The sequence below is a fragment of the Ancylobacter lacus genome, assembly GCF_018390635.1.
Classification (GTDB): Bacteria; Pseudomonadota; Alphaproteobacteria; order Rhizobiales; family Xanthobacteraceae; genus Ancylobacter; species Ancylobacter lacus.
Map to the genome: position 1 here is coordinate 58,265 of NZ_JAHBGE010000083.1, position 22,188 is coordinate 80,452.

The following is a 22,188-nucleotide window of genomic DNA, read 5'->3' on the forward strand; positions in this document are numbered from 1 at the left end:
CGTCACCGGTGCGCGGCCGCGACGCGTCTGGGCGGCTGTCTTCCCGCTGCCGCAATCATCGTCTATCGACGATCACCGATGGATCAGCTTGCCGACGATTCCGACGATCTTCTCGCCCTGCGGCTGCGGGCGCTCGCCCATCCCGCGCGGCTGGCGATCCTGCGCGCGCTGGCGCGGGCGGAGCGCTGCCCGTGCGGCGAGATCGTGCGCGGGCTCAGCCTTGCCCAGTCCACCGTCTCCCAGCATCTCAAGGTGCTGAAGGAGGCCGGCCTCATCACCGGCACCATCGAAGGGCCGCGCTCCTGCTATGGGTTGGACCGCGCCGTCGTCGCCCGGCTGGCCGCGACGCTGGCGCCGCTGCTGGCCGATCTCGCGGGGCAATCCCCGTCCGCTGCCGGCTTGACCCCCGCCTTGCCGTCTCCCATCTCTGCGTCGCCGGACGCCGTTTTCCCCCTCGGCGAGCCGCCCCGCGTCACGGCCGGCCCAACCGGACTTTCCCGATCATGAGTGCTTCCGACAGCGGGACGGCGCCTGCGCGTCCCAACAGCCTTCCCCCGCGCGCCCCGGCGGCGGCCTCGCCGCGCGGCTCGCTCTGGGTCGCGCTGCGCGGGCTGGTGCCCTATCTCTGGCCCGCCGACCGCATGGACCTGCGCGCCCGCGTGCTGTGGGGCCTTCTGCTGCTCGTCCTCGCCAAGATCGCGACGCTGTTCACGCCCTTCCTCTTCAAATGGGCGACCGACGCGGTGGCCGAGCGCGAAGGCGCTGTCATCACCACCGACACGGTGGGGCTCATCCTGGCCGGGCCGGTGGTGCTGACGCTGGCCTATGGCTTCGCCCGCGTCGTCATGGCCGGCCTCACCCAGTGGCGTGACGGGCTGTTCGCCAAGGTGGCGGTCCACGCGGTGCGCCGCCTCGCGCTGGAAACCTTCGAGCACATGCACGCGCTGTCGCTGCGCTTCCATCTCGAACGCAAGACCGGCGGGCTCACCCGCGTCCTCGAGCGCTCGCGCGAGGGCATCGAGACCATCGTGCGCATGCTGGTGCTGCATCTCGCCCCGACCGTGCTGGAATTCGCCATGGTCATCGGCGTGCTGCTCTGGCAGTTCGACTGGCGCTACGCCGCGGCGGCGGTGGCGATGATCGTGGGCTACACCGTCTTCACCTTCATCATGACCGAGTACCGGATGGGCATCCGCCGGGCGATGAACGAGAGCGACACCGACGCCAACGCCAAGGCGGTCGACAGCCTGCTGAACTACGAGACGGTGAAGTATTTCGGCGCCGAGAGCTGGGAGGCGGCGCGCTACGACCGCTCCATGGCCCGCTACGAGCGCGCGACTGTGCACACCCACACCTCGCTGGCCTGGCTCAATGCCGGGCAGGCCGCCATCTTCACCCTGGGCCTCACCGCGGTGATGGTGCTGTGCGTGTTCGACATCCGGGCCGGGCGGCAGTCGGTCGGCTCCTTCGTCATGGTCAACGCCATGATGGTCCAGCTCTACCAGCCGCTGAACTTCCTCGGCATGATCTACCGCGAGATCAAGCAGTCGCTCATCGACATCGAGGCGATGTTCGCCGTGCTCGCCCGCCGGCCGGAGGTGCGCGACGCCCCGGCCGCCCGGCCGCTGGCGATCGCCGGCGGCACGGTGCGGTTCGAGGACGTGCATTTCTCCTACGATCCCGACCGCGAGATCCTGAAGGGCGTCTCCTTCGAGGTGCCGGCCGGCCGCACCGTCGCCATCGTCGGCCCCTCCGGCGCCGGCAAATCGACCATCTCGCGGCTGCTGTTCCGGTTCTACGACGTCTCCTCCGGGCGCATCACCATCGACGGGCAGGACATTCGCGACATCACCCAGGAGAGCCTGCGCGCCGCCATCGGCATGGTTCCGCAGGACACCGTGCTGTTCAACGACACGCTGGCCTACAACATCCGCTACGGCCGCAACGGTGCTTCCGACGAAGAGGTCGCGGAGGCGGCGCGCCTCGCCCAGATCGACGGCTTCATCCGCACCACCCCGAAGGGCTTCGCCACCGAGGTCGGCGAGCGCGGGCTGAAGCTCTCCGGCGGCGAGAAGCAGCGCGTCGCCATCGCCCGCACCATCCTCAAGGCGCCGCCGATCCTGCTGCTCGACGAAGCCACTTCCGCGCTCGACAGCCACACCGAGCACGAGATCCAGGACGCGCTGGACCGGGTCTCGCGCGGGCGCACCACGCTGGTCATCGCGCACCGGCTCTCCACCGTCATCGGCGCCGACGAGATCATCGTGCTCGCCGCCGGCCGCATCGCCGAGCGCGGCACCCACACCGCGCTGATGGCCCGGCACGGGCTCTACCACTCGATGTGGCAGCGCCAGCGCGAGGTGGACCGGGCCCGCGAGACCCTGCGCGCCAGCGGCGAGGCGGGCACGGCCCCGGACGGCCTGCCGGACCTGCCGGACGGCGTCGCGGCGGAATGACGCCGCGGCGGCCCGGCCGGATCGCCGGTGCCGCCGGAGCGAGGCACGATCCTGCGCGGCAGGATCGCGTGGCGTATGATCGTGCGGGGCACGATCGCGCGAGGCCGCGAAAGAGCCGGCCGCCCGAAGGTCCGCCGCCTTGCCAGCCGGGCCGGGGCATGGCACGTCGATGCCGCGATTTCGACGCGACGCTGCGATAGGCAGCGCCGCGCTGCCGCTAGGAAACACGATGTCCCTGCTCGACACTCTCCGCAACGACCTGACGCCGATCCACCGCGAAGGCTACCCCTTCCTGCTCATCGGCGCGGTGGTGTCCGGGCTGCTGCTGTGGCTGTTCCAGCCGCTGGGCTGGATCGCGCTGCTGATCACGGCGTGGATCGCCTATTTCTTCCGCGATCCCGAGCGCGTCACCCCGCTGCGCGAGGGGCTGGTGATCGCGCCGGCCGATGGCCGGGTGTGCCTCGTCGGCCCCGCCGTGCCGCCGGCCGAGCTCGGCCTCGGCCGCGAGCCGCTGCCGCGGGTCTGCATCTTCATGAACGTGTTCGACGTCCACGTGAACCGGGCGCCGCTGGCGGGTCGGGTGGCGCGCATCGCCTATCGGCCGGGCAAGTTCCTCAGCGCCGATCTCGACAAGGCGAGCGAGGACAACGAGCGCAACGGCGTGGTGCTGGCGACCGCGGCGGGCCTCGTCGGGGTGGTGCAGATCGCCGGGCTGGTGGCGCGGCGCATCGTCTGCTTCGTGCGCGAGGGCGAGGAGATCGCCACCGGCGAGCGTTTCGGCCTCATCCGCTTCGGCTCGCGCGTCGACGTGTATTTCCCCGCCGGCGCCCGGCCGCTGGTGGCGGAAGGCCAGCGCGCCGTGGCCGGCGAGACCGTGCTGGCCGATCTCGCCTATTCGCAGCCGCCCGCCAGCTTCAGGATCGGATGACCCGCGCCCGCCGCGCCGCAGGCCGGCGCCGCAACAGGAGTGGCCCATGCCGCGACCCTTTCCGCCTTTCGAGCCCGACCCGCAAGCGCGCCGCCGCCGCTTCCAGGCCATACCGGTGCGGCTGCTCATCCCCAACATCGTGACGCTGCTGGCGCTCTGCGCAGGCCTCACCGGCATCCGCATGGCGATCGAAGGGCGCATGGAGCTGGCGCTCGGCGCCATCGTCATCGCCGCCGTGCTCGACGGCATGGACGGCCGGCTGGCGCGGATGCTGCAGGGCACCTCGCGCTTCGGCGCCGAACTGGACAGCCTCTCGGACTTCGTGTGCTTCGGCGTGGCGCCGGGCATCGTGCTCTATATGTGGGGCCTCGACACGCTGGGCTCGATCGGCTGGATCGCGGCGCTGGCGTTCGCCATCTGCGCCGCGCTGCGGCTGGCGCGCTTCAACGTGATGCTCGAGGATCCGAACAAGCCGGACTTCGCCAGCAACTTCTTCACCGGCGTGCCCGCGCCGATGGGCGCCATCTGCGTGCTGCTGCCGGTCTATCTGGAACTGGTGGGGCTGCCGCGGCTCGTCGCCTCGCCGGCGGTGGCGGCGGTCTACTGCCTCGCCATCGCGCTGCTGATGGTGTCGAAGCTGCCGGCGTGGTCGGGCAAGAAGCTCGGCGCGCGGGTCCCGCGCGAGGCGGTGCTGCCGCTCTTCGTCTGCGTCGCGCTGTTCGTGGCGGTGCTGGTGACGTGGCCGTGGGCGGTGCTGGCGCTGCTGACCATCGCCTATCTCGCGCTGATGCCGCTCTCGGTCATGCGCTATGCGCAGCTCGAACGGGAATATCTGCGTGCCACCGCTGCCGGCGGAACAGAGGAGCCGCTGGCCGGCGATGCCCCGACCTCTTCGCCGGTCGCGGTTGACCTCGACGAGGGCCGGCCCGACCGTCTCAACTGAACAGCGCGCCCCGGCGTCGACGCGTGGCGGGTCGGGCCTTCGAATCAAAACGCGCCGGACCTTCCGGCCGGCGCGTGATTGGAAACAGGCCGCCGGCGGCCACCCGCGCGGCGTCAGCGGCCGCGGTTGCGGCCGGCCAGGGCGGCGACGCGGGCCGACAGCGGCACGCCGGGAAAGGCCTGCCGCAGCTCCCGGAGCGCTTCGGCGTCGGTGGGGTTGCCGAGATGGGCGAGGTGCTGGGCCATCCGGGCGAACACGCTGCTCGCCGACGCGCCGCCGGCATCGCGGCGCAGAACGGCGCGCGCACCCTCCGGCGCAGACGGCCCGACCAGCTCGCCGTCGCGCGGCGGGATCGAAACCGAAGACGTCGCGGACACCTGCAGCATCACAACCTCCTTCGATGACCAGACCGAATCAATCGGGTTTGATCATGGCTAACCATGAACCCTGACGCGCTTTAACGCATCATGTTTCTTATGGTTCCCGATGATGTGATGGAGACGTTGAGCAGTGAATCATGAACGCACGACGACAGTGGTCAGTCGTGCCAAGTGGAAACCAAACAACGTGAGGTTTTATTTCGAAGTTCGTAGCAACTGCCCGCCGGTCGGCGGGCGGCGCCCGCCCCGGCTTCAGGAGCGGGTCAGGGCCACGCTGCTGCCGTCGCTGGTGGCGACGCCGTCATAGCGGCCGGCGCCCGCCGGCTTCAGCCGCGCGGTGACCTTGCCGACATGGTTCTGGAGCACGATGTCGTTGCCCCACACGTCCCAGCCCTTGGTCATGAAGATATCGTTCGGGCAGCTCACATCGGCGCTGGCGGCGAAGCCGGACATGCCGCGGTCGGTCGTGAGGGTGAGCGGGCAGGTCTTCTGGCCACCATCCCACGTATAGGTCCAGGTGCCGGCGAGCTGGGAGCGGGTCGCGCCGGGGTCGGCATAGGCGACGCCGCCCGGCGCGGTCGCGGCCGGCAGGCTGAGAGAGACGTTCTGCGCGGCGGGGCGCGGGGTCACGGCGGCCTCGGCCGTGGCCGCCGAGGCTCCGGTGGCCGGAGTCGGCGCGGGAACGGCGGAGCTTTCCACCGAGCCGCTCGGCGCCGGGGTGATCGGGTCGGCATCGGCGACGGGCGTCTTCGCCGACGGGCCGAAGCCATCGATCGCCGTGCTGCACCCAGCAAGGGCGAAGGCAATGGCGGTCAGCGCGACGGCGTTCATCTTCATATTCCGTACCCCCACACGCCGGCCCGCCGGCGTGCTCGTTGGTCGTTCCAGAGCATCGGGCAACCCGCAGTGCCCGAGCAAGGCGACAATCTTGGCTTTTTCGACAAGGATCGTGGCGTCACCATGGCCCGGACGCCGGCTCCCCGCTCGAATCCGTATCGACGCTCGGTCATGCTGAACAAATCCTTAGCCCGGCGAGGCTGTCGGGGGGCTGTCCTGGCCCAGCCGGCTGCCGCCAACGCGACACGGAACCTGTGATGGACGCCGCCGCGCCGCCGCGCTATGTCGCGATGCACAACAGGAGGCCGCACCATGTATCAGATGCTTGATCCCGCCACGCTTAGGGTTCTGGTCACGGGCGGCACCTCCGGCATCGGCGCCGCCGCCGCGCGGCGCTTCGTCGAAGCCGGCGCCCATGTCGTCGCCACCGGCCGCCGGGCCGACCGCCTCATCGCGCTGCGCGACGAGCTGGGCCCGAGGCTGCACCCGCTCGAGGTGGATGTGCGCGACCAGGCGGCGCTCTCCGCCGCGCTGGCGGGCCTGCCGGAGCCGTTCGCCCGGCTCAATGTCGTCTTCGCCAATGCCGGCCTTGCCCTCGGCCTCGAGCCGGCGCAGCGCGCCAGCCTGAAGGACTGGGACGACATGGTCGACACCAACATCAAGGGCCTGCTCTACACCGTCGAGGCGACCCTGCCCGGCATGGTCGAGCGCGGCGAGGGCCACATCGTCTTCACCGGCTCGATCGCCGGCGACTACCCCTATCCCGGCGGCAACGCCTATGGCGCCACCAAGGCCTTCGTGAAGCAGTTCTCGCTCAACCTGATGGCCGATCTGGTCGGCACCGGCGTGCGCACCACCAACATCGAGCCGGGCATGGTGGAAACCGAGTTCTCGCTGGTCCGCTTCCACGGCGACGAGTCGCGCTCGGGCCAGGTCTATGCCGGCACCCAGTCGCTCACGGCGGAGGATATCGCCGAGCAGGTGCTGTTCTGCTGCAGCGTGCCGCGCCATGTGCAGATCAACCGGCTGCAGGTGTTCCCGACCTGCCAGGCCTTCAACGCCTTCCGCATCCAGCGCGACTGAACCCCGGCCGCGCCGTCCCCGTCGCCGGCCGTCACAGCACGGCGGCGCCGGCCACGGCGGCGCCCGCTACCACCGCTACCACCGGAACGCGCCACTGGGTGAGCGCGGCATAGGCCAGCGCGGCGAGGGCGAAGCTCGGCGCCGAGGTGACGCCGGAGGTCAGCACCGGGTTCCAGAACGCCGCGCCCAGCAGCCCGACCACCGCCGCATTGACCCCGCCGAGCGCGGCGCCCGCGCGCGGGTTGGCCGCCAGCCGCGCCCAGTAGGGCAGGGCGGCATAGACCAGCAGCGCCGAGGGCAGGAAGGCCGCCACCAGCGCCAGCAGGCCGCCCGCCACCCCGTTCGGCGCCGCCGGCATCATGGCGCCGACATAGGCCGCGAAGCTGAACAGCGGGCCGGGCATGGCCTGCACCGCGCCGTAACCGGCGAGGAAGGCCTCGCGCGTCAGCCCGCCGGGATGCACCAGCTCGGCCTCGATCAGCGGCAGCACCACATGGCCCCCGCCGAACACCAGCGCGCCGGCGCGGTAGAGCGCATCGAACAGCGCGAGCCCGGTGCTGCCGGTCGCTCGCGCCAGCACCGGCAGCAGTACCAGCAGCGCGGCGAAGAGGGCGAGCGCGCCGAGCGAGGTCCACCGGCTCCCGCGGGCCGGGGCGGGCGGCGCCGGTCGGGGCTCCCGCGTCGTCCCCGCAAGCAGCGCGAGCCCGACCAGCCCGCCGCCGAGGATGACGGCGACCTGCCCCAGCGCGCCCGAGAGCGCGGCGACCGCCGCCGCCACCAGCGCGATGCTGCGGCGCGGCCGGTCCGGGCAGAGCGAGGCGGCCATACCCAGCACCGCATTGGCGACGATGGCGACGGCCGCGGCCTTCAGCCCGGCCAGCACGCCATGGGTGGTGGCGAGCCCGCCGAACGCGTCCACCCCATAGGCGAAGGCGAGCATGGCCAGCGCCGAGGGCAGGGTGAAGGCCAGCCACGCCAGCCCCATGCCGGCGAGGCCGGCGCGCTGCAGCCCCAGCGCCATGCCGACCTGGCTGGAGGCCGGGCCGGGCAGGAACTGGCACAGCGCCACGAGATCGGCATAGGCGGCTTCGGAGAGCCAGCCACGCCGGGCGACGAACTCCTCGCGGAAGAAGCCGAGATGCGCCACCGGCCCGCCGAAGGAGGTGAGCCCGAGCTTGAGGAAGGCGACGAACACCTCGCCCGGCGTGCCGGGGTGGCGCGGCCGCGCCGCCTCGAGCGTGCCGGAGGCCGGGCTGGGCGGGGAGGCGGCGTCGGTGGCGGCGTCGGTCATGGCGGTCTCGTGGCTCGGACGTCCCGCTGTAGCCCGGCGCCGGGCGACCCGCACGTGAAGAATGGATGACGGCACGAGCGGCCCCGCGCGGGCACCGTCCGGCCGTCCCCGTCGCATTCACGCGCCCCATGGCGTTGCGGGTCGGTCCGCCCGAGGGCTGGCCGCGGCCGGCGGACTGCTTCGCTGCAAGCCGGCATGCCCGGTGGGGCGATGGCCTCAGGCGGCTTCGGCGGCTTTCGGGGTGGCCATGGCGGCGCGCAGCGTCTCGGCGAGGCGGCGCGCGGCGGGGGAGGCGGCGGGCGCCAGCACGAGGCCGACCTCGGTGTCCGGCAGCGGCGGCAGGCCCTCGGCGGCGCCGAGCCGGCGCCATTCCGCCGGGGCGGCGCATTCCGGCAGCGCGGTGATGCACAGCCCGGTCTCCACCGCGGAGTGGATGCCACCCATGGAGGAGGTGGTGCAGGCCACCCGCCAGCCGCGACCCGCCGCGTCCAGCGCGGCGGCGATGTGCGGGCGGGCGCGGCAGCCGGTGGGGAACAGGGCGAGCGGCAGCGGGTCGTTGCGCTCCGGCCGGTGGCCCCGGGCGGCGAGCCAGAGCATCTTCTCCCGCTTCAGCAACTCCCCGGTGGGCCGGGAGAGGTCGCGGGTGAACAGGGCGAGGTCGAGATGGCCGCGCTCCACCTCCGGCTCCAGCGCCTTGGAGAGGTCGCAGCGTATGGAAATCTCGATGCGGGGATAGGCGGCGGCAAAGCGGGCGATGGCGGGGGTGAAATAGGCGTCGATATAGTCTTCCGGCATGCCGAGCCGCACGCTGCCTTCCGGCGTGCCGCCCTTGAGGTCGGAAAGCGCCTCGCTCTCATAGGCCAGCAGGCGGCGGGCATGGGCCACCAGCCGCTCCCCGGTCTCGGTGAGGGCGATGCCCCGGCGCGAGCGCTCCAGCAGCCGCACCCCCAGGCTCTCCTCGAGCTGGGCGATGCGCGCCGAGACCGCGGACTGGGTGCGCCCGACCCGCTCGGCCGCGGCGGTGAAGCCGCCCGTGTCCACGATGGCGATGAGCATGCCGAGCGACTCGGTGTCGAGGTGGCGCATCCGCGTGCCTCCGTCGGTGAAGGGATGTCACAATCATATCATCCTTCGTGATGTAACCACCAAATAAATTCGCTTTGCTGATGCCAGCGGCGGGTGTAGTCCATCGCCCATCCGGCGAAGCGCCCGTTGCGGCTCGCCCGCGCAGTCTCGTGTGAACCATGTCCCCGCCTCCTCCCGCCTCCCTCGCCACCGCCGAGTCGCTGGAAAGCCTCGCGCACGCCACGTCGCCGCACGCCATGACGTCGGAAGCGCTGGAGGCGCGGCAGCGACGGCAGGCCTTCGCCGCGGTGCTGCTGGCGGCGGTGTGCATCGGCTCCTCCGCCATTTTCGTGCGGCTGTCGGATGTCGGGCCGGCGGCGATCGGGTTCTGGCGGCTGATCTTCTCGCTGGGCCCCACCGCGCTGTGGGCTTATGCCGAGCTGCGCACGACGCGCGCCGCGCGGCCGGCGGCGGCACGGCGGCTGCCCTTCAGCGGCCGGCAGCTCTGGCTCGGGGCGGCGGCGGGCTTCTTCTTCGCCACCGATCTCGTGCTGTTCCATGCCGGGCTTGCCCGCACCGCGACCGCCAACGGGCTGCTGCTCGGCAACATGGCGCCGGTCTTCGTGGTGCTGATGGGCTGGCTGGTCCTGGCGGAGCGGCCGACCCTCGGCCTCGTCGCGGCGCTGGCGCTGGGCCTCGGCGGCGCGGGCGTCATCATCCTGCGCAGCGGGGTGCAGCTCGGCGGCTCGATGACGGGCGACCTCATGTGCCTTGCCGCCGCCTCGGCCTATTCCGCCTACATGCTGTTCATCCGCGTGGTGCGGCGCCCCACGGCGGACGGTTCGCCCGGCATGGGCGGTGGCATGGTGTCGCTGGTCTCCTCCGCGGCGGGCGCGGTGTTCTGTCTCGCCTGGGCGCTGGGCAACGGCGAGACGCTGGTGCCGCAGAGCCTGCAGGGGCTGCTGGCGGTGGCCGGGCTCGGCATCCTCACCCATGCGGCGGGACAGGGGCTCACCACCTTCGCGCTCGGCCGGCTGCCGGCGGGGCTGATCTCGGTGGTGCTGCTGCTGCAGATTCTCGTCGGCGTCACCGGCGCGGCGCTGCTGTTCGGCGAGGTGCCCTCGCTCACCGTCATGGCCGGCGGTGTCCTCATCGTCGCCGGCGTGCTGGCGGTCCGGCCGCGCTGAGCGCCGGCCGGCGCTCGCCCTGGCCCTCGCCGTGGCGTCCGGCGCTTGCGCGGGCGCGGGCGCGGGTCTACCTCGGAGGAAACAACGAGGAGCGTGACATGCAGAGGCCCAATCCGTTCGGCGGCGTGATCGAGGATCTTTCCGTGGAGGAGGTCCGCGCCGGCCTTGCCGACGGTTCCATCCTGCTGGTCGATGTCCGCGAGCCCAACGAACTCGCCGCCGAGCGTATTCCCGGCGCGGTCGACTTCCCGCTCTCGACCTTCGACGCGGCGGCGCTGCCCGATCCCGAGGGCCGGACGCTGGTGTTCTCCTGCCGCTCGGGCCAGCGCTCGCAGAAGGCCGCCGCGGCGGCGCAGGCGCAGGGCATCGACCTTCACCGCCACATGGCCGGCGGCATACTGGCGTGGAAGGAAGCGGGTTTCGAGACCGAGCAGGGCTGAGCGCCGCCGGGGCAAGCCCCGGTGCGGGGGCCGCGAGGGACGCGGCGCCCGCCGCGTTCTCCCGCCGCGTTCCCCCGCCGCGTTCCCCCGCCGCGTTCTCCCGCCGCGTTCCCCCGCCGCGTTCTCCGGCCGCCATGGCGGACCGGCGGGTTTCCGTCGGCCCTGTTCCGGTTCCTCGTCAGTCGGCGAGCCGGTCGATCACCTCGCCGGTGGCGGCGACCAGCCGGTCGACCTGCGCCGCCGTGGTCGCGGGTGAGCACAGCATCATGTCGTGGAAGGGCGAGATCAGCACCCCGCGCACCAGCAGCGCGAGGTGGATCGCCGCTTCCAGCGCGGGGAAATGCGCCAGCCGCGCCTCGGCGCCGGTGCGGCAGGGCTGCGGCGCCCGCACCACCTCCACCCGCGCGCCGCAGCGCGCGATGTGCCAGGGTAGGCCGGCGCGGTCGATGACCGCGGTGAGCCCGGTCTCCAGCCGGTCGGCGAGCGCGTTCATGTGGGCATAGGCCGCCTCGGTCGCGACCTGTTCCAGCGTCGCCCGCAGCGCCGCGAGCTGCAGCGGGCTGCCCGAGAGCGTGGTGCCGATGCCGGAATGCCCGTCGGCCGCGCGCTGCTTGGCCTGGCGGAAGCGCCGCGCGGTCTCCTCGCTCATCCCCCATACGGCGGTCGGCACCCCGCCGGCGATGGCCTTGCCCACCACCAGCAGGTCCGGCTCCAGCCCGTGCAAGGCGGCATAGCCGCCGGGCGCGGTGGAGAGCGTGTGGGTCTCGTCGATCAGCAGCAGCGTGCCGGTGCGGCGGGTGATCTCGCGCAGCGCGGCGTGGAAGCCGGGGGTCGGCAGCACCATCGCGCAGTTGGTGAGCGCCGGCTCGGTGATGACGCAGGCCACCGTGCGGTCCGCCAGCGCCTCCTCCAGCGCGGCGACGTCGTTGAACGGGATGATGCGGGTGAGGGTGGTGAGGTCGCGCGGCTCGCCGAGCAGGCTCGCCTTGTTCCCCGGCGTGCCGGCCGCGGAAAGCTCCACGAAGGTCTCGTCCACCGCGCCGTGATAGGCCCCGTCGAAGACGAGGATGCGCGGGCGCCCGGTGGCGGCACGGGCGGCGCGCAGCGCGAAGCGGTTGGCGTCCGAGGCGGTGGTGGCGATCTGCCAGCGGGGAAGGCCGAAGCGGCGCGCCAGCAGGTCGCCCACCGCGCCGGCGTCCGGTGTCGGCAGCATGGTGGCGAGCCCCTGCGGCATCTGCCGCGCCAGCGCCTCCACCAGCGCCGGCGGGCTGTGGCCGAACAGCGCCGCCGTATCGCCGAGGCAGAAATCCTCATAGCCGTGGCCGTCGACATCGGTGAGCCGGGCGCCGCGGGCCTCCTGTACGATCAGCGGCACCGGGGTCGACCAGTCGCTCATCCAGTGCATGGGGACGCCGTCATACAGATGGGTGGTGGCGGCGGCGGCGGCGCGGGTCCTGGGGCGGGTGCCGAGATAGAGCGCCTCCGCCTCGGCACGCAGCGCGGAAACCCGGGAGGGCGAGGCGCCGGACACGGATTCGGCGGGCAGGGAAACGGTCATGACGGCGGCTCCGTCTAAAGGCGTGAGAGGGGGGCGTCGCGGGGCGGCAGGCCGTCCTCCGCAGCCCCCGGGCGCAGGTCGCGGAAACGAATTTAGAGCAGGCGGCGAGCCCGTGGCAACGCGGGCGACGGCGGACACATCCGGGTGGCGGCGGATGGCGGCGTCTTCACTGGGGGAAGGGCTCGACATTAATCTCGGCGGTGCGGCCGAGATGGCGCGCGCGCCGCCCGGAGACGGAGACGACATAACCGGCGCAGCCGGCGGCCACCGCCTTCTCGCAGAAGCCGCGACAGGAATAGCCCGGCACCGGCACCTGCGCTTCGCGGAGGGTGGCCTGAAGCCCGGCGGTGTCGAACACCGGCGCGACGGCGCCGGCGGGGGCGGCCACCGGCGGCTCGATGTTCTGCCCATCGGGCGGGAAGCAGGTCGCCCGCGCCCGGCGGAAGTCCACCGCATGGCTCTCGAAGCCGGCCGCCATCAGCGCGCCGACGATCCGGGGGAAGTGCATCGCATTGGCTTCGGCCGCTTCGAGGCAGGCCCGGGCGGTCGCCTTCTGGTGTTCGTCCATGGGTGGTCTCCGGGGTGGCGGCGATGGTCTCGGGCGATCGGCGTCGCGGTCATGCCGGACCGCTGGGCCATGCGCCGCAGAAGCCGCATCAGGGTCTCGCGCTCCGGCGCGCTCCCGCGCTGGAAGAAGTCGGCATCCTCGCGGTCGGCCGGCGTCGCCAGCTCCGGCACCAGCCCGGCGCCCCGCTCGGTAAGGGCGAGGGTCTGGGCGCGGCCATTCCCGGCGCGGGCCTCCCGCCGGAGCAGGGCCTTGGCGATCAGCCGGTCGGCGAGGCGGGTGATGGCGCCGCGGGGGAGGCCCATCTCGTCGGCGAGGCGGCTGGGTGCGGCGGGCCCCCGGTCATAGAGCGCGCGCAGCACGGCCCACTCCGCCACGGTCACCTCCCGGTCCGCCCGTTTGGCGGCGAAGGCGTGGGAGACATGGTTGGCGACGAGGCGCAGCCGGACGCCGAGATGATCCGACAGCTCGGTAACCGGCCCTTGCGGCGTCGTGCGGTCGAAGGCGATGTCGTCGGCCATGGCGGTCTGTTTGATTGACCAGGAAACGACATCGCGATGGCTTCCTGGTCAATCACAGGCGCGGCGCCAACGGCCCGCGCGGCCGCGCCTCACCGTCGACGGCTGCGGCGCGCCGTCGCCGGCCTGCGCGGCGGGAGCGTCGCTGCCCCGCCGCGTGGGTGGTGCCGGGGAGGACGCCTCAGCCCGTCCAGCCCAGCCGCTTCAGCTCGCCCCAGGTGTCGTCCAGCGTCTTGCGGGCGCGGGTGACCAGTTCGTCAATCTCCCCGTGCGAGATGACCAGCGGCGGGGCGATGATCAGCCGGTCGCGCACCGCGCGCATGACGAGCCCGTTCTTGAAGGAGAAGTCGCGCGCCAGCGTGCCCACCTTGCCGACATCGGGGAATTTGGTGCGGCCCACCTTGTCGGGGGTCAGCTCCAGCGCCGCCACCATGCCGAGCGCGGGCGCCTCGCCCACCAGCGGATGGTCGGCGAGCGCGGTCCACTTCGCCTTGAGGTAGGGCCCGACGTCGCGGGCGACCCGGCCGACCAGATCCTCGCGCACCATGATGTCGAGATTGACCAGCGCCGCGGCGCAGGCGGCGGGGTGGCCGGAATAGGTGTAGCCATGGTTGAAGTCGCCGCCTTCCAGCAGCACGTCGACCACGCGGTCGGCCACCATCACCCCGCCCAGCGGCATGTAGCCGGAGGTGATGCCCTTCGCCATGACGAGGATGTCCGGCTGGGTGCCGAAGGTCTGGCAGCCGAACCAGTTGCCGGTGCGCCCGAAGCCGCAGATCACCTCGTCGGAGATGAACAGGATGTCGCGCTCGCGGCAGATGCGGGCGATCTCCGGCCAGTAGGTGGCGGGCGGGATGATGACGCCGCCGGCGCCCTGGATCGGCTCGGCGATGAAGGCGGCGATCTTGTCCTCGCCGAGGGCGTCGATGGTGGCTTCCAGCGCCTGGGCGGTGCGCAGGCCGAATTCCTCCGGCGTCTCGCCCTGGCGGGCCTCCCCCCAGAAATAGGGCTGGGCGATGTGGACGATGCCGGGGATCGGCAGGTTGCCCTGCTCGTGCATCGGCACCATGCCCCCGAGGCTCGCCGCGCCGACGGTCGAGCCGTGATAGGCGTTGCGGCGGGAGATGATGACCTTCTTGTTCGGCTGCTGCTTGATGTCGAAGTAGCGCCGTACCAGCCGGATCACCGTGTCGTTGGATTCCGAGCCGGAGCCGGTGAAGAACACCCGGTTGAACTGCGGCGGAGTTAGCTCCGCCAGCTTCGCCGCCAGCTCGATGACCGGGGTGTGGGTGGTCTTGAAGAAGGTGTTGTAATAGGGCAGCTCGCGCAGCTGGGCCGCCACCGCGTCGGCGATCTCGTCGCGGCCATAGCCGACATTGACGCACCACAGCCCGGACATCCCGTCGAGATAGCGGTTGCCGTCGGAATCCGTCAGCCACACGCCCTCGCCCTTGACGATGACGCGCGAGCCCTCGGCGTTCAGCGCGCGGGTGTCGCTGAAGGGGTGGAGATGGTGCGCGGCGTCGAGCGCGCGCAGTTCGGCGGTGGTCTTGTGGAGAGTCATGATCCCGGCCTTCCGTGGTTGGCCGGGAGAATGTGATCACATTTCGCGTGCGTCAAGCCCGTTGTCGTGGCACAAGGGCGGGACAGGTGCGGGGGAGGCGCGGCTTGACCGCGCCCCCTCCGCCATGTCCACACTTACGCAGGCACCATCCGGAAGACATCATGCCGTCCACCGAAGCCGCGCCGGCCGCGGCCGCCGCGCCCCATGAGGGCGACGAACTCTCCGCCTATCTCGCGCGCCACGGCGCGCCCGAGATCGTCGAGGTACTGCTTCCCGACACCCACGGCATCCTCCGTGGCAAATGGCTCCCGGGCCCGGCGGCCGCCAAGATCTGGTCCGACGGCGTCGCCATCCCGCTCTCGATCTTCGGGCTCGACATCTGGGGCCGCGAGGTGGAGGAGACCGGCATCCACATCGAAACCGGCGACCGCGACGGGCTGTGTCGCCCGGTTCCCGGCACGCTCACCCCGGTGCCGTGGGCGCCGCGCCCTTCCGCGCAGGTCATGATCACCATGCACGAGCCGGATGGCCGTGGCGGCGCCCGGCCGTGGGAGCTCGACCCGCGCCACCAGCTCGCCCGCCAGGTCGAGCGGCTCGCCGCGCTGGGGCTGCACCCCTGCGTCGCCTTCGAGCTCGAATTCTACCTGATGAAGCCGGCGCCCGGCCCCGACGGCGCCCCCGAGCCGGTCTTCCCCGCCCGCAACGGCCCGGCCCGGCAGAACATGTATGCCATGTCGGACCTCGACGCCCACGCCCCGCTGCTGCACGAAATCCGCGAGGCGGCGCGCATCCAGGGCCTGCCGGCGGACACCGTGATCTCCGAGGCCGCGCCCGGCCAGTTCGAGGTGAACCTCTATCACCGCCGCGACGCCATGGCGGCGGCGGACGACGCCATCCTGCTGCGCCGCCTCATCGACGGGGTGGCGCGGCGCAACGGGCTGCGCGCCAGCTTCATGGCCAAGCCCTTCCTGGAATTCGCCGGCTCCGGCATGCATGTGCATGTGAGCCTCACCGACAGCGCGGGCGGCAACGCCTTCGGCGCGGGCGAGGCCGGCGAGGTGCTGCTGCGGCAGGCGGCGGCGGGCATGCTGGCCACCATGGCCGACACCTGCGTGTTCTACGTGCCGGGCTTCAACGGCTTCCGCCGGCTGGTGCCGGGCAGCTACGCCCCCACCAGCGTCTCCTGGGGCTTCGACAACCGGGCGGTCGCGGTGCGGGTGCCCAACGGCCCGCCCAAGGCGCGCCGGCTGGAGCACCGCATCGCCGGTGCCGACGCCCACCCCCACCTCGTCCTCGCCGGCATTCTCGCCGGCATGCTGGAGGGCATCGAGCAGCGGCTGGAGCCGCCGGCGCCGCTCACCGGCAACGCCTATGAGCAGGAGGCGCCGCACCTCTCGCATTCCATGCAGGCCGCGATCGCCAACTTCGCCGGTTCCGCCTTCGTCGCGCGGGCCTTCGGCGAGCACTACCAGCGCGTCTACGCCATCATGAAGGCGGCGGAGCTGGCGGCCTTCGAGCGGCGCATCAACCCGCTGGAATATGACACCTATCTCTGAGCCGGCGCCCCCGCCGCGCTGGCGGGGGCGGGTATCTTTCGCGGCCAGCTTACCCATCGTAGGTCCTTGCGCCCCGGCCGGGGGAGCGACTAGCCTTCGGACAATTCTGAAGCGGCCGGGGCCCATCGCTTCGGAAACCCACCAACCTTCCAAGGAGAACAGGATGTCCCGCCTCCTCGCGACGATCGCGGCAGGCCTTGTGGCGACCGGCACGCTGGTGTCCGCCATCATGCCCGCCGCGGCGCAGGAAAAGGTCGTGAACGTCTACAACTGGTCCGACTACATCGACGAGTCGGTGCTGGAGGAGTTCACGAAAGAGACCGGCATCAAGGTCCGCTACGACGTGTTCGATTCCAACGAGGTGCTGGAAACCAAGCTCCTCGGCGGCAAGACCGGCTACGACGTCGTGGTGCCCACGGGCTCCTTCCTCCAGCGCCAGATTCAGGCGGGCATCTTCCTCCCGCTCGACAAGTCGAAGCTGCCGAACCTGCAGTACCAGTGGCCGGCCATCTCCGAGCGGCTGGCGGTGTATGATCCCGGCAACAAATACGCCGTGAACTACATGTGGGGCACCACCGGCATCGGCCTCAACGTCGACAAGGTGAAGCAGCGCCTCGGCGACATCCCGCTGAACACCTGGGACATCGTCTTCAAGCCGGAAATCCTCGCCAAGCTGAAGGATTGCGGCGTCTACATGCTCGACGGCCCGGAGGAGATCATCCCCACCGCGCTGCGCTATCTCGGCAAGGACCCGAACTCCAAGGACCCGAAGGACATCGAGGCCGCCGGCGAGCTGCTGATGCCGATCCGGCCCTACATCAAGAAGTTTGACAGCTCGGGCTACATCAACGCGCTGGCGCGCGGCGACATCTGTATCGCCACCGGCTGGTCCGGCGACGTGTTCCAGGCCAAGACCCGCGCCGAGGAAGCCGCCGCCAAGACCAAGAAGCCGCCGGTCAACATCGAATACGTCATTCCGCAGCAGGGCGCGCTGATGTGGTTCGACAACTTCGCCATCCCGAAGGATGCCCAGCACGTCGACGAAGCGCTCGCCTTCATCAACTTCATGATGAAGCCCGAGGTCGCGGCGAAGAACTCGAACTTCATCTCCTACGCCAACGGCAACCTCGAATCGCAGAAGTTCGTCGACAAGGCGATCCTCGACAACCCGTCGATCTATCCCCCGGCGGACGTGCAGGCGAAGCTGTTCACCGTGACCACCAACCCGCAGGACCTCCAGCGTCTCGTCACCCGCACCTGGAACAAGTTCAAGCGCGGCAAGTGAGCGTCCGGCGCGGCACGTGAGCGGTCTGCCAAGACCGCCCGCGTGAGCCCCGCCCGGCGCCGGGCCACGATCCTGACATCCCGGAAGCCGCCCGTTTCGACGGGCGGCTTTTTGCGTTGAAGGGCGGCCGGACCTGGGCGGCCGGACCGGGCAGCGTGGGAACGGGCGGGGATCGGCGCCGGACAGCGTGGATTCATCCGGTTTGGGCGAGCGAATTCGTTGTCTTTTGTGGGAGTGACCTTAGGCTCACCCTTCTGTCGTGCGGTCCGCACCTGCTGGAGGGTTCCCATGTCGCGCTGTGCCTGGAAGGGTTGGTTCATGATGGGGGCGCTGGCCCTGCTCGGCGGCGCCGGCCTGCCCCCGCCGTCGGCGCAGGCCGCGGGCTGCACCAGCATCGCCGCCGGCAAGTGCCATCTCGCGCTGCCCACCGGCATCGACCTCGCCTATATCGAGCGCGGCCCGGCGGAGGGGACGGCGGTCATCTTCGTCCACGGCCTCACCGACAGCATCCGCTCGTGGGAGCCGACCATCGACGCTCTCGCCAGGGCGGCGCCCGATCTGCACATCCTCGCGGTCGACCTGCGCGGCCATGGCGCGAGCGGGATGCCGGACGCGGCGCTGTGCGCCCCGGCGCCGGAGGCCTGCTTCCGCCCGGCCCAGATGGCGCAGGACATCGCCGCGCTGATGGACGCCAGGGGCATCGCGAGGGCCTATGTGGTCGGCCATTCGCTGGGCTCGTTCGTCACCCAGGAACTGGCGCTGGCCGCGCCGCAGAAGGTGGCCGGCGCGGTGCTGGTCGCCACCGCGGCGACCGGCGTCGGCAATGTCGCGCTGCGCGACTATGTGCTGGCCGAGCCGGTGGAAGGCTCGTGGAAGAAGGCGCTGGAGGCGCAGGGCAAGGCGTTCCCGGTCGATTTCTACCGCGCCACCCCGGAGCAGGCCGACCCCAAGGTGGCGGCGTGGCTCGCGGCGAACTGGGACGTCGACCCGCTCGCCCCCGCCGCCTTCCTCGAACCCTACATCCTCGAGACCGCGAAGGTGCCGCTCGGCACCTGGATCGGCGCCACCCGCGCGGCGCTGGCCTTCGACAATGCCGCCCGGCTGGCGGAACTCAGGGTGCCGGTGCTGGTGCTGTGGGGCTCGCAGGACAACATCTTCCTGCCGGCGGACCAGGAAGCGGTGAAGGCGGCGCTTACCCGTGCCGCGGCGGCGGCCGGGATCACCGACTACTGGAAGCAGTATGGCCGGGTGCCGCTGCCGCAGTCCGGCGCGCAGGAAAGCGACATCGGCCACAACGTCCAGTGGGGCGCGCCGGAGGCGGTGGCGGGCGACGTGCTGGCCTTCATCCGCACCGGCAGGCCCGATCCGCAGCAGCCTTATGCGGTGAAGAAGGGCGAGGGCTTCGTCATCGAGGCCGGCGCGCCCGACCCGGCCATCGTCGAGCTGCGCTGAGGCCCGAAGGGGAGGGCAGGGGCGGCGCCGAAGGGTGGCGGCGCGCTCGCCCGGCCCGGTCTGCCGCTCAGATGCGCCAGCGCTTGTAGAACCAGGTCCACTGCTCGGGGTGCTCGCGCACCCACTCCTCCACCACGGAGGTGATGGCCTGCATCGCCCCATCGACCTCGATGCGCCCGTTGGCGTCGCGCGGCAGGTTCATCGGCGGGGTGCAGGTGATGCGGAAGCGGCCGCCGGGCAGGCGCACCACCCGCACCCCGTGCACCGGGCAGTCATAGAGCCGGGCGAGCCGGGCGATGGTCGGGTTGGCGGTGCAGGGCTGGCCGAAGAACTGCACGATCGGTCCGCCGCGCCGGGCCTGATCGACCAGAATGCCGAGATGCTTGCCCTGGTCCAGCACCGCCGCCAGCTCGAACACCGCGACATGGGAGGCGGCGACGAGGTCGCCCATCACCCGCGAGCGCGCGTTGAACAGCAGGTCGGCGAAGAATTCGTTGTCCGGCGCCCGGAACAGCACCGCGCTGTCGAGCCCCTGCGCCGCCGCGGCGATGGCCGGCAGCTCCCAGTTCGCCAGATGCGCGGTGAAGACCAGCGCCGGCTTGCCGTCGAGCCGCATGTTCATGAAGTTGAGCGCGCCCTCGATCTCGATCCGGCTGCGGGCGGGCTCCCACATGTTGAACTGCCAGATGCGGTCGAGATGCACGAACTCGCCGCCCATGCGGCCGAGATTGTCCCACATGCCGAGCGCGATGCGCCAGCGCTCGGCCTCGCTCTTCTCGGGGTAGGCGAGGGCGAGGTTCTTCATCGCCTGCGCCTGGATCGGCGTCAGCGGCCCGACCACCCGGCACCAGAAGGCGCAGGTCCAGGCCGAAAGCCCCGGGCCGATGAGCCGGAGATAGCGCGTCAGCGCCCACACCGCGGCGGACAGCGCGGCGTTGCGCAGCCGCGTGAGGAGGGGCAGCGGACGGCTCATCGCGGGGCGCCCGTGCGGGCGCGACTCAGTCGGGCACGGCTCATCGCGGGCGGCTCATCGGGGCGCGGCCGGTTCATGAGGGCAGGGGCCCGGCGCCGGCTCAAAACCGGATCACGACCTTGCCGAACACCCGGCGGGTTTCCAGCCGCTCCAGCCCGGCGCCGAAATCCTCCAGCGCGAATTCGGAATCGATCACCGGCAGCACGCCCCGCTCCATCCGCTTCAGCCCGTCGGCGATGGCGCGGATCGGCGCGCCGAACGAGCCGATGATGCGGTACTGGCGCTGGAAGAGCTGCATCAGGTTCATGTTCACCGAAACGCCCGAGGTCGAGCCGCAGGTGACGAGCCGCGCGCCCGGCCGCATCGAGAGCAGCGAGCCGTTCCACGTCTCGGCGCCGACATGCTCGAACACCACGTCGACACCCTTCTTCTTGGTGATCTTGCGGACCTCGTGCTCGAAGCGGTCGGTCTTGTAGTTGATGACATGGTCGGCGCCGAGCGCCCTGGCCTTGGCGCATTTCTCGTCGTCGCCGGCGGTGGTGATGACGGTGCAGCCGATCTCCTTGGCCATGCGGATCGCCACCGTGCCGATGCCGGAGCCCGCCGCGTGGACCAGCACGGTCTCGCCCGGCTCGAGCCTCGCATTGTCGAACAGCATGTGCTCGACGGTGGAGAAGGTGACGGGCGCGCAGGCGGCGTCGGTCCAGGAGATGCCCTCCGGGATCTCGACGCAGAGCCGCTCCTTGATGTTCAGCGTGTCGCGGGCGAAGCCGTCGACATGGAAGCCCATGACGCCGGCGACCTCCTCGCAGAGGTTGTCGCGGCCGGCGCGGCACATGCGGCACTGGCCGCAGGTCAGCGCGCCGTACATCGCGACCTTCGAGCCCTTGTTGAAGCGGGTGACGCCTTCGCCGGTGGCGATGACCTCGCCCACCGCCTCGGCGCCCACCACGAGGGGCATCTTGCGCTTGGCGAAGGCCATGCCGCGCCAGCCCCAGACGTCGATGTGGTTGAGCGCGAGCGCCCGGATGGCGACCTGCACCTCGCCCGCTTCCGGCGCTCCGGGCTCCGGCAGCTCGGTGAGGGTCAGGTTGCGGTCGGCGACGAGTTGAAGGGCGCGCATGCGGGGCTCCGGGCGGCAGGCGGCGCGGGCGCGGTGCCTCATCGCCGGAAGGTTCCGGCGATCCAGCACCGCCCACCCGGGCCGGGAAGGGGACTGGCGGCCACCGCGGCGCACGGCGGCGGCGGCCGGAAAGCGCGCGCCCACGCGGCGCGAACTCAAGGGTGTGCGCTGGATAACGAAATCAGCGCTGGATGGCTAGTGCGGCGGTCAGCCCGCCATCCACCGGGATGGTGGTGCCGGTGATATAGGCCGCCCCGGGCGAGAGCAGGAAGCCCACCAGCGCCGCGACATCCTCCGGCCGGGCGAAGCGGCCGAGCGGCACCTGCTTCTCCACATTGGCGCGGTAGGCGGCGTAGCGCTCCAGCATGGCGGTGTCGACGAAGCCGGGAGCCACCGTGTTCACGGTGATGCCGCGCCGGGCGCTCTCGATCGCCAGCGTGCGGCAATAGGCGGCCAGCGCCGCCTTGGAGCCGGAATAGACGCCGTTGCCGGGATTGGCCACCTCGCCGGCGATGGAGCCCACCGCGACGATGCGCCCGGCCCGGGCCCGCGTCATCGGCCGCACCAGCGCGCCGGCGATCCGCACGAAGGACCAGTAGTTCACCTGCATCAGCTCCTCCGCCCTGCTCTGGTCGACCATGGCGGCGAGGGTGTCGTAGCTCATGCCGGCATTGTGCACGAAGCCGAAATAGGCCGGCTCCTCCCCCAGCGCGTCGGCGAAGGCCGCGACCGCCGCCTTGTCGGCGAGGTCCAGCGGGCGCACCTCGAGGGCGGCGTCCGGCTTCTCCGCGGCGATGGCGGCGATCAGCGCCTCCGCCTCGGCGGTGGCGGTGCGCACGGTGAAGACGACGTGGAAGCCGGCGAGGGCCAGCGTCTTCACGATGGCCGCGCCAACGCCGCGGCCGCCGCCGGTGACCAGAACGCGGGGAAGGCTCATGAGGTATTCCTTGCGGAGGGTGGCAACGGACGGGCGGGAAACGCTGG

21 protein-coding genes are annotated in these 22,188 nt (G+C 71.6%); 10 read left to right on the plus strand and 11 right to left on the minus strand.

Annotation, left to right across the window (positions count from 1 at the left end; all coding sequences use genetic code 11):
- The first annotated feature begins 78 nt into the window (after positions 1–78).
- From KHC27_RS20515 to pssA, 4 genes are all read left to right on the plus strand, one after another.
- Positions 79–507 (plus strand): ArsR/SmtB family transcription factor, encoded by a 429-nt coding sequence (locus tag KHC27_RS20515; protein ID WP_213341747.1) that lies wholly within the window; start codon positions 79–81, stop codon positions 505–507.
- Positions 504–2,456, plus strand: a complete 1,953-nt coding sequence (locus KHC27_RS20520; RefSeq protein WP_213341749.1) for an ABCB family ABC transporter ATP-binding protein/permease — start codon at positions 504–506, stop codon at positions 2,454–2,456. Before KHC27_RS20515 ends, KHC27_RS20520 begins: the two co-directional genes overlap by 4 nt.
- A gap of 229 nt (positions 2,457–2,685) precedes the next feature.
- On the plus strand, positions 2,686–3,384 hold the full coding sequence (locus KHC27_RS20525) for a phosphatidylserine decarboxylase (RefSeq protein WP_213341750.1): 699 nt from the start codon (positions 2,686–2,688) through the stop codon (positions 3,382–3,384).
- Positions 3,385–3,430: 46 nt separating this feature from the next.
- Positions 3,431–4,327 carry a CDP-diacylglycerol--serine O-phosphatidyltransferase gene (pssA, locus tag KHC27_RS20530; protein ID WP_213341752.1) on the plus strand — a complete coding sequence of 299 codons (897 nt, stop codon included), beginning with the start codon at positions 3,431–3,433 and terminating at the stop codon, positions 4,325–4,327.
- 113 nt (positions 4,328–4,440) lie between these two features.
- Here pssA and KHC27_RS20535 read toward each other — a convergent pair whose 3' ends face one another.
- Positions 4,441–4,713, minus strand: coding sequence for a transferase (locus tag KHC27_RS20535; protein WP_213341754.1), 273 nt, complete (start codon positions 4,711–4,713; stop codon positions 4,441–4,443).
- Positions 4,714–4,959: 246 nt separating this feature from the next.
- Positions 4,960–5,538, minus strand: a complete 579-nt coding sequence (locus tag KHC27_RS20540) for a protease inhibitor Inh/omp19 family protein (protein ID WP_246520160.1) — start codon at positions 5,536–5,538, stop codon at positions 4,960–4,962.
- Positions 5,539–5,856: 318 nt separating this feature from the next.
- Between KHC27_RS20540 and KHC27_RS20545 the strand changes: the two genes are divergently transcribed.
- On the plus strand, positions 5,857–6,627 hold the full coding sequence (locus KHC27_RS20545; protein ID WP_213341759.1) for an SDR family NAD(P)-dependent oxidoreductase: 771 nt from the start codon (positions 5,857–5,859) through the stop codon (positions 6,625–6,627).
- Between the two features lie 31 nt (positions 6,628–6,658).
- Here KHC27_RS20545 and chrA read toward each other — a convergent pair whose 3' ends face one another.
- On the minus strand, positions 6,659–7,918 hold the full coding sequence (gene chrA, locus KHC27_RS20550; protein WP_213341761.1) for a chromate efflux transporter: 1,260 nt from the start codon (positions 7,916–7,918) through the stop codon (positions 6,659–6,661).
- 216 nt (positions 7,919–8,134) lie between these two features.
- Positions 8,135–9,004, minus strand: a complete 870-nt coding sequence (locus KHC27_RS20555; RefSeq protein ID WP_213341763.1) for a LysR substrate-binding domain-containing protein — start codon at positions 9,002–9,004, stop codon at positions 8,135–8,137.
- Positions 9,005–9,162: 158 nt separating this feature from the next.
- Between KHC27_RS20555 and KHC27_RS20560 the strand changes: the two genes are divergently transcribed.
- Both KHC27_RS20560 and KHC27_RS20565 read left to right on the plus strand, forming a co-directional pair.
- Entirely contained in the window at positions 9,163–10,170 is a 1,008-nt protein-coding gene (locus KHC27_RS20560) for a DMT family transporter (protein WP_213341765.1), read from the plus strand.
- 98 nt (positions 10,171–10,268) lie between these two features.
- Positions 10,269–10,610, plus strand: a complete 342-nt coding sequence (locus KHC27_RS20565) for a rhodanese-like domain-containing protein (protein ID WP_213341767.1) — start codon at positions 10,269–10,271, stop codon at positions 10,608–10,610.
- A 178-nt stretch (positions 10,611–10,788) separates the two neighbouring features.
- Here the strand turns inward: KHC27_RS20565 and KHC27_RS20570 are convergent, their stop codons facing one another.
- From KHC27_RS20570 to KHC27_RS20585, 4 genes are all read right to left on the minus strand, one after another.
- Positions 10,789–12,168, minus strand: coding sequence for a transaminase (locus KHC27_RS20570; RefSeq protein ID WP_213341769.1), 1,380 nt, complete (start codon positions 12,166–12,168; stop codon positions 10,789–10,791).
- Between the two features lie 166 nt (positions 12,169–12,334).
- Positions 12,335–12,676, minus strand: a complete 342-nt coding sequence (locus KHC27_RS20575; RefSeq protein WP_246520161.1) for a DUF1398 domain-containing protein — start codon at positions 12,674–12,676, stop codon at positions 12,335–12,337.
- A complete protein-coding gene (locus tag KHC27_RS20580) occupies positions 12,646–13,254 on the minus strand; it encodes a MarR family winged helix-turn-helix transcriptional regulator (protein WP_213341773.1) in 609 nt (202 codons plus the stop codon). Before KHC27_RS20580 ends, KHC27_RS20575 begins: the two co-directional genes overlap by 31 nt.
- Before the next feature lie 178 nt (positions 13,255–13,432).
- Positions 13,433–14,815 carry an aspartate aminotransferase family protein gene (locus KHC27_RS20585; RefSeq protein ID WP_213341775.1) on the minus strand — a complete coding sequence of 461 codons (1,383 nt, stop codon included), beginning with the start codon at positions 14,813–14,815 and terminating at the stop codon, positions 13,433–13,435.
- 161 nt (positions 14,816–14,976) lie between these two features.
- Here KHC27_RS20585 and KHC27_RS20590 point away from each other — a divergent pair, with 161 nt between their 5' ends.
- The 3 genes from KHC27_RS20590 (at position 14,977) to KHC27_RS20600 (ending at position 19,108) form a co-directional block, all read left to right on the plus strand.
- Positions 14,977–16,371: a glutamine synthetase family protein gene (locus KHC27_RS20590; RefSeq protein WP_213341777.1), complete on the plus strand. Its 1,395-nt coding sequence runs from the start codon at positions 14,977–14,979 to the stop codon at positions 16,369–16,371.
- Positions 16,372–16,534: 163 nt separating this feature from the next.
- Entirely contained in the window at positions 16,535–17,656 is a 1,122-nt protein-coding gene (locus tag KHC27_RS20595; protein WP_213341779.1) for a polyamine ABC transporter substrate-binding protein, read from the plus strand.
- Positions 17,657–17,944: 288 nt separating this feature from the next.
- Positions 17,945–19,108: an alpha/beta fold hydrolase gene (locus KHC27_RS20600; RefSeq protein WP_213341781.1), complete on the plus strand. Its 1,164-nt coding sequence runs from the start codon at positions 17,945–17,947 to the stop codon at positions 19,106–19,108.
- 67 nt (positions 19,109–19,175) lie between these two features.
- On the opposite strand, the gene KHC27_RS20605 is transcribed toward KHC27_RS20600, so the two are convergent.
- The 3 genes from KHC27_RS20605 to KHC27_RS20615 form a co-directional block, all read right to left on the minus strand.
- Positions 19,176–20,081 carry a lipid A biosynthesis lauroyl acyltransferase gene (locus tag KHC27_RS20605; protein ID WP_213341783.1) on the minus strand — a complete coding sequence of 302 codons (906 nt, stop codon included), beginning with the start codon at positions 20,079–20,081 and terminating at the stop codon, positions 19,176–19,178.
- Between the two features lie 100 nt (positions 20,082–20,181).
- Positions 20,182–21,204, minus strand: coding sequence for a zinc-binding dehydrogenase (locus KHC27_RS20610; protein WP_213341784.1), 1,023 nt, complete (start codon positions 21,202–21,204; stop codon positions 20,182–20,184).
- Positions 21,205–21,385: 181 nt separating this feature from the next.
- Positions 21,386–22,141 carry an SDR family oxidoreductase gene (locus tag KHC27_RS20615; protein WP_213341787.1) on the minus strand — a complete coding sequence of 252 codons (756 nt, stop codon included), beginning with the start codon at positions 22,139–22,141 and terminating at the stop codon, positions 21,386–21,388.
- Positions 22,142–22,188 lie beyond the last annotated feature (47 nt).

Coding starts and splice junctions, on each gene's coding strand:
- KHC27_RS20595 (WP_213341779.1), top strand. CDS start 16,535: ATGTCCCGCCTCCTCGCGACGATCGCGGCAGGCCTTGTGGCGACCGGC.
- KHC27_RS20615 (WP_213341787.1), bottom strand. CDS start 22,141: ATGAGCCTTCCCCGCGTTCTGGTCACCGGCGGCGGCCGCGGCGTTGGC.
- KHC27_RS20610 (WP_213341784.1), bottom strand. CDS start 21,204: ATGCGCGCCCTTCAACTCGTCGCCGACCGCAACCTGACCCTCACCGAG.
- KHC27_RS20570 (WP_213341769.1), bottom strand. CDS start 12,168: ATGACCGTTTCCCTGCCCGCCGAATCCGTGTCCGGCGCCTCGCCCTCC.
- KHC27_RS20600 (WP_213341781.1), top strand. CDS start 17,945: ATGTCGCGCTGTGCCTGGAAGGGTTGGTTCATGATGGGGGCGCTGGCC.
- KHC27_RS20585 (WP_213341775.1), bottom strand. CDS start 14,815: ATGACTCTCCACAAGACCACCGCCGAACTGCGCGCGCTCGACGCCGCG.
- pssA (WP_213341752.1), top strand. CDS start 3,431: ATGCCGCGACCCTTTCCGCCTTTCGAGCCCGACCCGCAAGCGCGCCGC.
- KHC27_RS20515 (WP_213341747.1), top strand. CDS start 79: ATGGATCAGCTTGCCGACGATTCCGACGATCTTCTCGCCCTGCGGCTG.
- KHC27_RS20565 (WP_213341767.1), top strand. CDS start 10,269: ATGCAGAGGCCCAATCCGTTCGGCGGCGTGATCGAGGATCTTTCCGTG.
- KHC27_RS20590 (WP_213341777.1), top strand. CDS start 14,977: ATGCCGTCCACCGAAGCCGCGCCGGCCGCGGCCGCCGCGCCCCATGAG.
- KHC27_RS20520 (WP_213341749.1), top strand. CDS start 504: ATGAGTGCTTCCGACAGCGGGACGGCGCCTGCGCGTCCCAACAGCCTT.
- KHC27_RS20540 (WP_246520160.1), bottom strand. CDS start 5,538: ATGAACGCCGTCGCGCTGACCGCCATTGCCTTCGCCCTTGCTGGGTGC.
- KHC27_RS20525 (WP_213341750.1), top strand. CDS start 2,686: ATGTCCCTGCTCGACACTCTCCGCAACGACCTGACGCCGATCCACCGC.
- KHC27_RS20535 (WP_213341754.1), bottom strand. CDS start 4,713: ATGCTGCAGGTGTCCGCGACGTCTTCGGTTTCGATCCCGCCGCGCGAC.
- KHC27_RS20555 (WP_213341763.1), bottom strand. CDS start 9,004: ATGCGCCACCTCGACACCGAGTCGCTCGGCATGCTCATCGCCATCGTG.
- chrA (WP_213341761.1), bottom strand. CDS start 7,918: ATGACCGACGCCGCCACCGACGCCGCCTCCCCGCCCAGCCCGGCCTCC.
- KHC27_RS20545 (WP_213341759.1), top strand. CDS start 5,857: ATGTATCAGATGCTTGATCCCGCCACGCTTAGGGTTCTGGTCACGGGC.
- KHC27_RS20560 (WP_213341765.1), top strand. CDS start 9,163: ATGTCCCCGCCTCCTCCCGCCTCCCTCGCCACCGCCGAGTCGCTGGAA.
- KHC27_RS20575 (WP_246520161.1), bottom strand. CDS start 12,676: ATGCACTTCCCCCGGATCGTCGGCGCGCTGATGGCGGCCGGCTTCGAG.
- KHC27_RS20605 (WP_213341783.1), bottom strand. CDS start 20,081: ATGAGCCGTCCGCTGCCCCTCCTCACGCGGCTGCGCAACGCCGCGCTG.
- KHC27_RS20580 (WP_213341773.1), bottom strand. CDS start 13,254: ATGGCCGACGACATCGCCTTCGACCGCACGACGCCGCAAGGGCCGGTT.